Source organism: Candidatus Hydrogenedentota bacterium, assembly GCA_012523015.1.
In the GTDB taxonomy this organism is placed as follows: Bacteria; Hydrogenedentota; Hydrogenedentia; order Hydrogenedentales; family CAITNO01; genus JAAYBJ01.
Genome location: JAAYJI010000051.1, coordinates 1 through 9,221 on the forward strand (window position 1 = coordinate 1; position 9,221 = coordinate 9,221).

At 53.0% G+C, this 9,221-nt stretch carries 10 protein-coding genes; 8 read left to right on the forward strand and 2 right to left on the reverse strand.

What is annotated here, in order from left to right:
• The coding region (locus tag GX117_02175) for a [FeFe] hydrogenase H-cluster radical SAM maturase HydE (protein ID NLO32155.1) at positions 1–619 on the forward strand (619 nt) is incomplete at its 5' end.
• A 659-nt stretch (positions 620–1,278) separates the two neighbouring features.
• On the opposite strand, the gene icd is transcribed toward GX117_02175, so the two are convergent.
• Positions 1,279–2,514, reverse strand: coding sequence for an NADP-dependent isocitrate dehydrogenase (icd, locus tag GX117_02180; protein ID NLO32156.1), 1,236 nt, complete (start codon positions 2,512–2,514; stop codon positions 1,279–1,281).
• Positions 2,515–2,596: 82 nt separating this feature from the next.
• Positions 2,597–4,198 carry a phosphoglycerate dehydrogenase gene (locus GX117_02185; GenBank protein ID NLO32157.1) on the reverse strand — a complete coding sequence of 534 codons (1,602 nt, stop codon included), beginning with the start codon at positions 4,196–4,198 and terminating at the stop codon, positions 2,597–2,599.
• 460 nt (positions 4,199–4,658) lie between these two features.
• On the opposite strand from GX117_02185, the gene GX117_02190 reads away from it, so the two are divergent.
• From GX117_02190 to GX117_02220, 7 genes are all read left to right on the forward strand, one after another.
• On the forward strand, positions 4,659–5,423 hold the full coding sequence (locus GX117_02190; protein ID NLO32158.1) for a hypothetical protein: 765 nt from the start codon (positions 4,659–4,661) through the stop codon (positions 5,421–5,423).
• An 85-nt stretch (positions 5,424–5,508) separates the two neighbouring features.
• A complete protein-coding gene (locus GX117_02195; GenBank protein NLO32159.1) occupies positions 5,509–6,507 on the forward strand; it encodes an aldo/keto reductase in 999 nt (332 codons plus the stop codon).
• Between the two features lie 349 nt (positions 6,508–6,856).
• Complete coding sequence (locus GX117_02200) at positions 6,857–7,387, forward strand: translation initiation factor IF-3 (protein NLO32160.1); 531 nt, start codon at positions 6,857–6,859, stop codon at positions 7,385–7,387.
• A 127-nt stretch (positions 7,388–7,514) separates the two neighbouring features.
• Entirely contained in the window at positions 7,515–7,712 is a 198-nt protein-coding gene (gene rpmI, locus GX117_02205; protein NLO32161.1) for a 50S ribosomal protein L35, read from the forward strand.
• 99 nt (positions 7,713–7,811) lie between these two features.
• The gene (gene rplT / locus GX117_02210; GenBank protein NLO32162.1) at positions 7,812–8,174 is read left to right on the forward strand and encodes a 50S ribosomal protein L20; all 363 of its coding nucleotides are present in this window, start codon (positions 7,812–7,814) and stop codon (positions 8,172–8,174) included.
• Positions 8,175–8,176: 2 nt separating this feature from the next.
• Positions 8,177–8,935 carry a 1-(5-phosphoribosyl)-5-((5-phosphoribosylamino)methylideneamino)imidazole-4-carboxamide isomerase gene (locus tag GX117_02215; protein ID NLO32163.1) on the forward strand — a complete coding sequence of 253 codons (759 nt, stop codon included), beginning with the start codon at positions 8,177–8,179 and terminating at the stop codon, positions 8,933–8,935.
• On the forward strand, positions 8,932–9,221 hold a 290-nt coding region (locus GX117_02220; GenBank protein ID NLO32164.1), incomplete at its 3' end, for a prephenate dehydrogenase/arogenate dehydrogenase family protein. The genes GX117_02215 and GX117_02220, both read left to right, overlap by 4 nt.

Consider the following 9,221-nt stretch of genomic DNA (forward strand, 5'->3'; position numbering starts at 1 on the left):
GTCGAATCGAGCACTCTACGATGAAATTCATCCGCCCACAAACCGACAAGAATTGCGCGATCGTCTCGCCATGCTGCGACGGCTCAAGCAATTGGGCTATGCGGCGGGCAGCGGGGTTATGGTCGGCATCCCTGGACAAGATTACACGGGCTTGGCGAAGGATATCGCCCTCTTCCGTGAGCTGGACTTGGACATGATCGGCGTGGGGCCCTTCATTGCCCATCCCGATACGCCCTTGGGGCAACAGGCGCGTCCGGTCAATGGGGAGCAGCAAGTGCCCAACACGGAGCTCATGACCTATAAAGTGGTAGCCCTTACGCGCCTTGTATGCCCGGAAGCGAACATACCCAGCACTACCGCCCTCGCAACGCTCAACCTGGCGCAAGGCCGGGAACTGGGGCTGTTGCGCGGCGCAAATGTGATCATGCCCAACCTGACGCCCGTGCAATACCGCGCGCTCTACGAGATTTATCCCGCGAAGGCGTGTATACAAGAGTCGGCAGGCGATTGTCATGCCTGCGTGTTGCAGCGCATACGCACAATTCACCGGCTCCCGGGCAAGGGGCCGGGCGGCAGGCAACGTCAATCACAGCTGAATGGGTGCACCGCCCCTGAATGATGCAGGTCTGATATACCAGGGGCAGCGCCTCGACCTATCAGAAGTAGGGGAAGAAATACCACACCCAATCGCCAAATACAGCGGACATCATCATCATAAACATGACGAAAAAGAAATACAGTACAAATTCTTCCATGCTTTTGCCCTTTCCGGTTATGTAAACATGCTCCATTATTTGCGGCCGATATTCTACGTATCGACTCTACAATCATAATACTAAATGAAACACATAACCGACAAATTTATTTCCCTCTTTCTATTGCTGTCACGCACCAATCTAACACACGCTAACGCACGCGTGCGCAAGAATGTTGACTTTAACGCACGCGTGCGTTAAGCCGTGCGTTAAACCTTGTTAACTCCCTTATTTCGCGTGTGTTAGTCTTGTATTTAACGCACGCGCGCGTGCGTTAAACCGTGCGTTAGACCGCTGTTGGTGTCGGTTTTAAATGGGCGAGATGGATGGGATAAACAAGATGACGTGAATTTCATGACGGCTTCCGATGTAGGGGCGAGATTTATCGCGCCCGGGGCTTGTCGCAGGGTTCAAGGCTTTCATTCTACAAGCCGCTTTGATGCGCGGTCTATCGCCTGACAAAAAAAAACCTCGCTCCGACTTTTATTTGGGTGGAGCGAGGCTTGTTTTTACAGGGTATATACTAGAGATTAGCGGCTACGGCTTTGGCGAATTCGCTGCATTTTAATTCGGTTGCCCCCTGCATGAGTCTTGCGAAGTCGTAGGTGACTTTCTTTTCGTTGAAGGTGCGCGTCAGTGCAGCGATGATCGCATCGGCTACTTCCTGCCAGCCCATGTATTCGAACATCATGACGCCGGATAAGACAACGCTGCTCGGGTTGACTTTATCGAGGTTGGCGTATTTGGGAGCGGTGCCGTGGGTGGCTTCAAAGATGGCGTGGCCGGTGACATAGTTGATGTTTGCTCCGGGCGCAATGCCGATGCCGCCGACTTGTGCCGCCAAGGCATCACTGAAATAATCGCCGTTCAGGTTCATGGTTGCAACCACTTCAAATTCGCGCGGGCGGGTCAAGATCTGTTGGAGGAAGATATCTGCGATGGCGTCTTTGACGAGGATTTTATCGCCGGGATTACCGTTGCAATCGTCCCATCCGACGGCGACATCAGCGAATTCGTTGCGCACGAGCTCGTAACCCCATTTACGGAAAGCGCCTTCCGTATACTTCATGATATTGCCTTTGTGTACGAGGGTAACGCTTTTGCATTTATGGTCTACGGCATGCTGCAGCGCTGCGCGGATGAGACGCTTGGAACCGGTCTCGCTGATGGGTTTAACGCCTATCCCTGAATCGCTTCGGATTTGCCATCCGAATTCACGCTGACAAAAGTCAATGAGTTTTTTCGCTTCCGGTGTGCCCTCTTCCAATTCCATGCCGGAATACACGTCTTCGGTGTTTTCTCTGAAGATGATCATGTCTACGGCTTCTGGATCGCATACGGGGCTGGGCACGCCCGGAAAATGGCGTACGGGCCGTACACAAGCGAAGAGATCCAGCTGCTGGCGTAGACTCACATTAAGGCTTCTGAATCCGCCGCCGATGGGCGTGGTCAAGGGGCCTTTGATGGCGATGGTGTATTTGCGTATGGCGTCCAGCGTTTCATCGGGCAGATAATTGGCGTACACGCCGTTTGCTTTTTCTCCTGCATAGATTTCCATCCATGCAATTTTTCGTTTTGATCCATAGCAATGTTTCACGGCTTCTTCGAAGAGGAAATGGGAGGCACGCCAAATGTCGGGGCCTGTACCATCGCCTTCTATAAAGCCAATGATCGGCACGTCCGGCGTAACCAATTTACCATCGGTACCAATGTGAACAGCGTCTCCTGCGGGAACGTTGATGTGTTTGTAGTTGCTCATTCAGTCCTCTCCGGTTAAAGTTGCTTTGCACCGTTTATGCGGGGCGTTGTGAAAATAAAAGGATGTGCGCTTGGGCGCGGGCTTATAGTCTGGTATGGGTCGCTTCGGGCAGTGCCACCATGTGCACTTCACTGACATGGGGCATTTGGCGCAGTTTATCGAGGGTATCCTCATTGAGCGGCGCATCCAGGTTGAGTACGGTCATGGCGTTGCCGCCTTTGGTATCACGGCCGAGGGTGAGGTTAGCGATGTTTACGCCGGCTTCGCCGATGGCGGTGCATACGCGGCCGATGATGAGGGGCTTATCTTCATTGGCGCAAACGAGCATGTATCCTTCGGGCGTAGCGTCGACGCGCATGCCGTTGATCGTGCAAATGCGCGGATCGTCGCGGTTAAAGAGGGTTCCGCGCACCGTATGCTTCTCTTGATCGGTGATGACTGTGATCCCGATTTCAAAGGCGTAGCTGGAGGATACGGCGCTTCGTTTTTCAGATACTTCGATGCCCCGTTCTTGGAGCTGCGAAGGGGCACTCACCATATTGACTGCCTCAACCATAGGCGTTAAAAATCCGCAGAGGACCGAGGCGGTAATGGGATAGGTATCGCTGACGCCCAAGTCACCGATATACTCGATTTCTAAAGATTTGGGGCGGCCGTCCACGTATAAGGATTGGAAGAGTCCGAGCCGCTTGCCCAGATACAAGAGGGGCTGCAATTTCTTTTGAGTTTCGCTGTCCAGGCTGGGCACGTTAACTGCGTTGACAATGGCGCCTGTAGTCAGGAAATCAATCATCTGTTTCGCCACATCAACGGCGACAGTCAATTGTGCTTCATCGGTGGATGCGGCAAGGTGGGGGGTCATGATGATATTATCGAGCCCGAGGAAGGGATTGTCTTCGAAGGGTTCGCTGGTGTACACGTCTAGGGCTGCGCCGGCGATGGTCTTGGCTTTCAAGGCTTCGGCAAGATCTTGTTCGTTGACGATGCCGCCCCGTGACGTGTTGATAATGCGGCAATTGGGTTTCATCATCTTCAATTGTGCCTCGGAAATCATGTTCAAGGTTTTGTCGGATTTCGGCGCGTGGATGGTGATAAAATCGGAGGAGCCGTAGAGGGTATTCAGGTCGACGAGCTCGACGCCGAGGCTTTCCGCTTTCAACGTGCTGAGGATAGGGTCATAGGCAAGCACGCGCATTTCAAAGGCGCGCGCACGCTTGGCGAGGGCGCCGCCGATACGGCCGACACCGATGATGCCCAGCGTTTTCCCGCATAATTCTTTGCCCATAAATTTTTTGCGGTCCCACCGGCCTTCCGCCATGGATGCGTGGGCGAGCGGAATATTGCGGCACAGGCTCAACATCAATGCAAAGGCGTGTTCACAGGTGGAAATGGTGTTGCCGCCCGGTGTGTTCATGACGACAATGCCTTTTTTGGTGGCGGCGTTTTTATCGACATTGTCCGTGCCGACGCCTGCACGTCCAATCACTTTGAGTCGTGTCGAATTTTCCAGCGCCGCTGCCGTCACTTTGGTGGCGCTTCGTATGACGAGCCCGTCGTAATCGTTAATGATGGCGGCGAGTTCTGCTTCTTTTTGCGGCGGTTTAACGTCGGTTTCTATACCGGCTTCGCGAAACAGGGCGACGCCTTCTTCGCTTAGATTATCCAGCACAAGTACGCGTAACATGATAATTCTCCCTGGCAGAAGGTTAAAAAGTGAAAGCACTTGCCCGAGAAAGGCAGGTGCCGGAACGAGTATTCATACAGACATACTTATAATAACATATCCTGCCGATACGACCGGTTCGGGGAAGGGAAATGACCGGTCTCTATCGGCATTGCATGCCTATACCACAACAGACGCAGCCGATTCGCTTTGCTGCTTCGCTGCGCCCGGTTTGTGGTTTTACGTTTCGCTAGTCTCTATACCATACGTGAAATGAACAGCGTAGTCAAATTATTCATTCCTTTGTCGTTGTAGTATAATCAGTCTTGTGTTATACTATAAGTGTTCCGTTATGAAAGAGTTGCGCTAGAATAAGCCTTTGGCTAGCCCATGCAGGCGCGGGGTCGTGTGTTTCCCGTGCCGTTACGGGTGGCACTTGCAAAGACATGAAACCCAATTTTATTACGATCAGGAGCGATGTATGTTGAAAGATACTGTCCGTGCGATAGGCTTAGCGCTTGTCCTGTTGGCTGCAGTGTCTGCAACGGGTTGCGCAAAATCTACGAGTCGTGTCCTTGTGGAAGAATTGGAATTGTGTTCTGCCACAGCACTGTCCGTTTCCAATCCTTTTGGCAACGTGAGCATATCAGGCGCCGAATTAAATAATCTCAACGGCATTGTGACTGTTAAGACCGAGACCTACGTGGAAGTCTTCAGTTTGTTCGGTTTGGCATCGCCTGAATCTTATCTGGAGAAGGTGGCGACACAGCCCGTTATGAATGAAGAGGGCCGCGTGGAGATTCAGGTTGCCATGGCGCCGCGGGGGCTCTTGGATCGTCTATCGGCACGGGTTGTTCCCCATGTGAACCGCGTTGTGGAAGGGCCTACGTTGATTTCGACGGAAGCATCCCTTCAGGTTGGAGATTTGGAGCTGAGGAATCTTCCCGGCGATGTCCAAGCTTCTGTATCGGTAGGCAAACTCAAGATGGACGCGCCCGGCGGCGTTTGGGGCCGCCATGATGTTGCCGTTGACATTGGAGAGGTCTCTTACTACGTGTCCCCCGACAGTAGTTTTGATTATGACTTTGTTGTTGATCTGGGCAAGACGGAAGCGCAAGGCGTTGATCTGGATATTAACGCCGGTTTAGTTGGAGCCCGTGCCTCCGGCATTGTCGGTCCGCTCCATGCTCCCGGTGAGCTGCGCGCCAAAGTTAAGCTTGGGCGCATCGAAGTCATCGCCCAATAAGGCACTTCCGAATAGGACTCTTATTGTGTTCGCTCCATTGAACAGGGGCGCCTTCTCTGAAGGTTCGATTATAAGGAGATAAAATATGCAGTATAAAGCGATTGGCAATTCGAATATTGAAGCGTCGGTAGTTGCCATGGGTACGTGGGTGACCGGTGGCGGGAAAACTTGGGACGGCGTAGATGATCAAGAATCTTTACGTGCCGTAGATGCTGCGCTCGATCAGGGGGTCAACTTTTTCGACACCGCGCCCGGCTATGGCTGGGGCCATGGTGAAGAGATTTTGGGTAAAGCGCTGAAGGGTCGGCGCGACAAAGCGATCATCGCCACAAAGTGCGGTATTTGGTGGCGGGACGAACGAGGCTCATTTCATTATCATATCGACGGCAGAGACACTTACATCAGTTTGCGCCCCGACACGATTGAGCTGGAATTGGAAGACAGTCTTCGCCGGCTCGACACGGATTATATCGATTTGTATCAAATCCATTGGCCTGCGAAAGAGCCGGAACTGACGCCCATCAGCGATACCATGGCGTGCCTGTGGAAGCTGAAAGACGCCGGTAAAATACGGGCCATCGGCGTGTCCAACGTTTCGCTTAGCCAGCTGCAGGAATATCACAGCTGCGGCGGCGTTGCCAGTGACCAGTTCCGCTATAGTCTCATTAACCGTGGGGCAGAAGCCGATATCCTGCCCTATTGCCGAGAGAAACATATCGGCACCTTAACCTATATGTCTTTGGAACACGGGCTGCTCACGGGCAAGATCGGCATGGACCGTGTGTTCAAAGAGACGGAATTTCGCAGTGATCAAAACTGGAACCGGTGGTTCAAGCAGGAGAATCGTCCCAAAGTACTGGACATGCTCGCGGGCTGGTTCGATTTGACGGAGAAATACAACTGTTCTCTGGCGCAATTGGCGATCGCTTGGACAGCAGCACAACAGGGCGTAACCCATGTGCTCTGCGGTATGCGCACGGCGCAGCAAGCCATTGATAATGCCGGCGCCGGCGTGATCGTCATGGAAGAGGAAGACCTTGCGCGGATGCGTCGCGATGCGGTTTTGCTGGGCGAGCCGGCGTAATGTGTTTTCGGAGATCTTCTCAACACTGCCCCTTCCCGCTTCTATTGGCGGCGCGCAGTGGCGGCGCTGAAACTTGATTTTATGCTCCCATTCTTGCTACACTGTGCGTAATGAGAAACATATACATTAAAGTTTCTCTTTTAAGTAGGGTCATAGCACCCTCACCTTGCGGCGGTTTTTGCCTGCCTGCCTGGTTGCGTGTCTACGTGGACATATATTAGATGTCATGTTTTTTTTTCGCGACAAGGATCAGGTGTCTTTGTCGCGTTTTTTTGTTTGCGGCGTGTGTATGCGTCGCTTATCCATTGTTTTTGTTCGGCCGGTTGGCGGCCTATAGGAGATTGGACCCATCGCAAAAGACAAGAGGGAAGATCTGGTACGTATTAATGATCAGATCCGTGCACGTCAAGTGCGTGTAATTGATGAAGAAGGCGAGCAGCTGGGGATTATGTCACCCCGAGATGCCATTCGTGAAGCAGAAAATCGCGGCTATGATTTAGTGGAGGTAGCGCCCAAAGCGTCTCCGCCTGTGTGTCGCATTATGGATTACGGCAAGTATCGCTATGAGCAAAAACGCCGTGCCCGTGAATCGAAAAAGCATCAGCATACAGTTTCGGTGAAAGAGATCAAATATCGTCCGAAAATTGACAAACATGATTTTGATTTCAAAACGAACCATGTGCGCGATTTTTTGAAAGACGGGAACAAAGTACGCATTACGATTATGTTCCGCGGCCGCGAAATGGCGCATCAGGAATTTGGTCGTGAAGTACTGCGGCGTGTTGTTGAGGCAACGGCTGACCTGTGCGGCGATCAAGACTTGAGCCAACTCAAGATGGAGGGACGCAATATGTCTCTCATGCTCACACCGGGCAAATAACGGATTCGCGTTTTCGACAAAGACCTGCTGCTGCATTGCCCTGCTGTCTAAGCTGTGCGGCGCTGTCACACCTGCGGTGATGGTGGTTTCCTGAACGTGTTTACAATCAATTAGGAGAACTTTCAATATGCCAAAAATTAAAACAAATCGTGGTGCTGCGAAGCGTTTCAGCCGTACCAAAACCGGTAAATTCAAACGTCAACATGCTTTTGCGCGTCATCTTAAAGCGGTGAAAAGCCCCAAACGCATCCGCGACTTGCGTCAGTCTACCTTGGTCGCTGCCGTGGATGTGCCGCGGGTCAAGCGCATGCTGCCCTACGCCTAAAGTATTCGTTCGAACTAAGCCTATTTTCTTTCAGTGCCTGTGCCGCCGTCAGCCGGTTGACGCAGGTTTGGGAAAACAAATAGATAAAGGAATTTGATCATGCCTCGTGCAACCAATAATCCGGCTTCCAAACGCCGTCGTACCAAAGTGCTTAAACAAGCGGCGGGTTTTCGCGGAAGCCGCCATCGCCTCTATAAAAGCGCGCAGCAGGCCGTCGATCACAGCGGCATGTATGCCTATCGTGACCGTAAAAATCGTAAACGGGATTTTCGCCGTCTGTGGATCGCTCGTATTAACGCGGGCGCCCGTGCCAATGGGCTGACCTACAACCGTTTCATGGAAGGTTTGCGCAAGGCGGAAATTGCGCTGGATCGCAAGGTCCTGGCTGAACTTGCCGTGAACAACGCGGATGCCTTTCGTGTGTTGGTAGAGCGTGCACGGGCTTCCTTGTCGGTAGCCTAACCATGCGCATTGTACCTGCGGTAGATATCCGTGGCGGTCTATGTGTCAATCTGGTGCAAGGGGATTACGGGCAAGAAACGGTTTATGCCGCCGAGCCTGTGGAACAGGCGGCGCTGTGGTGGACTGCTTTGGAAGCGCAGCTCACGCCCAACGAAATGGAAGAAGCGATTATCCATATCGTAGACCTTGACGGCGCAAAGACCGGAAGCTGTTGTGTGCTGCCTCAATTACAAGAACTGAAACGCCGCCGTATCCGCTTTGAAGTGGGCGGCGGCTTACGTTCTTTGGAAGCCCTTGAGTCTGTCTTTGAGGCGGGCGCGTCCCGCGCGATTTTGGGAACCGCTGCCTACCGCGATCCCGAATTGTTGCGCGAAGCCTGCCGCCGTTGGCCCGGCCGCATTGCCGCGGGCATTGACGCACGCGATGGATTCCTTTCGCTCAATGCGTGGCTCGAAGATACCCGCGCTTCTGCCCTTGAATTCGCGCACACCGTTGAGGCTGCCGGCGCTGCCCGCATCATTTACACGGACATCCTCAGCGACGGTATGATGAAGGGACCCAATTACGAAACCACGGCGGCAACGGCAAAGGCGGTGTCCATTCCTGTGACCATTTCAGGGGGCATCGCGTCCCTCGACAACATGCGTACTGCCCGCGGCTACGCGTCTGCAGGCATCGATGAAATTATTGTGGGCCGAGCCTTGTATGAAGGGGAGTTTACGATCGGTGAGGCTATAGCCGTACTGAAAGAAGGATCATGACCACTCACTTCAATGGCGCCGCAATCATCGGTGTTGGATTGCTTGGCTGTTCTTTAGGACTTGCCCTGAAAGCGCGTCATCCGAAGATGTCTGTGGTCGGGATTGGCCGACGCTTGGAATCACTGGAGATTGCTTTAGAGCGCGGCGCAGTAGACAAGATTACCACCGATGTAGCGGAGGGTGTCGCCGACGCAGAATTGATTGTGATCGCCACGCCTGTCCGGCTCGTGATTCCCATGTTGGATCAAGTCTTGGCCGCCTCTTCTCCCCACGCGATTATTCTCGA

Coding starts and splice junctions, on each gene's coding strand:
- icd (NLO32156.1), bottom strand. CDS start 2,514: ATGAGCAACTACAAACACATCAACGTTCCCGCAGGAGACGCTGTTCAC.
- GX117_02185 (NLO32157.1), bottom strand. CDS start 4,198: ATGTTACGCGTACTTGTGCTGGATAATCTAAGCGAAGAAGGCGTCGCC.
- GX117_02190 (NLO32158.1), top strand. CDS start 4,659: ATGTTGAAAGATACTGTCCGTGCGATAGGCTTAGCGCTTGTCCTGTTG.
- GX117_02195 (NLO32159.1), top strand. CDS start 5,509: ATGCAGTATAAAGCGATTGGCAATTCGAATATTGAAGCGTCGGTAGTT.
- rpmI (NLO32161.1), top strand. CDS start 7,515: ATGCCAAAAATTAAAACAAATCGTGGTGCTGCGAAGCGTTTCAGCCGT.
- rplT (NLO32162.1), top strand. CDS start 7,812: ATGCCTCGTGCAACCAATAATCCGGCTTCCAAACGCCGTCGTACCAAA.
- GX117_02215 (NLO32163.1), top strand. CDS start 8,177: ATGCGCATTGTACCTGCGGTAGATATCCGTGGCGGTCTATGTGTCAAT.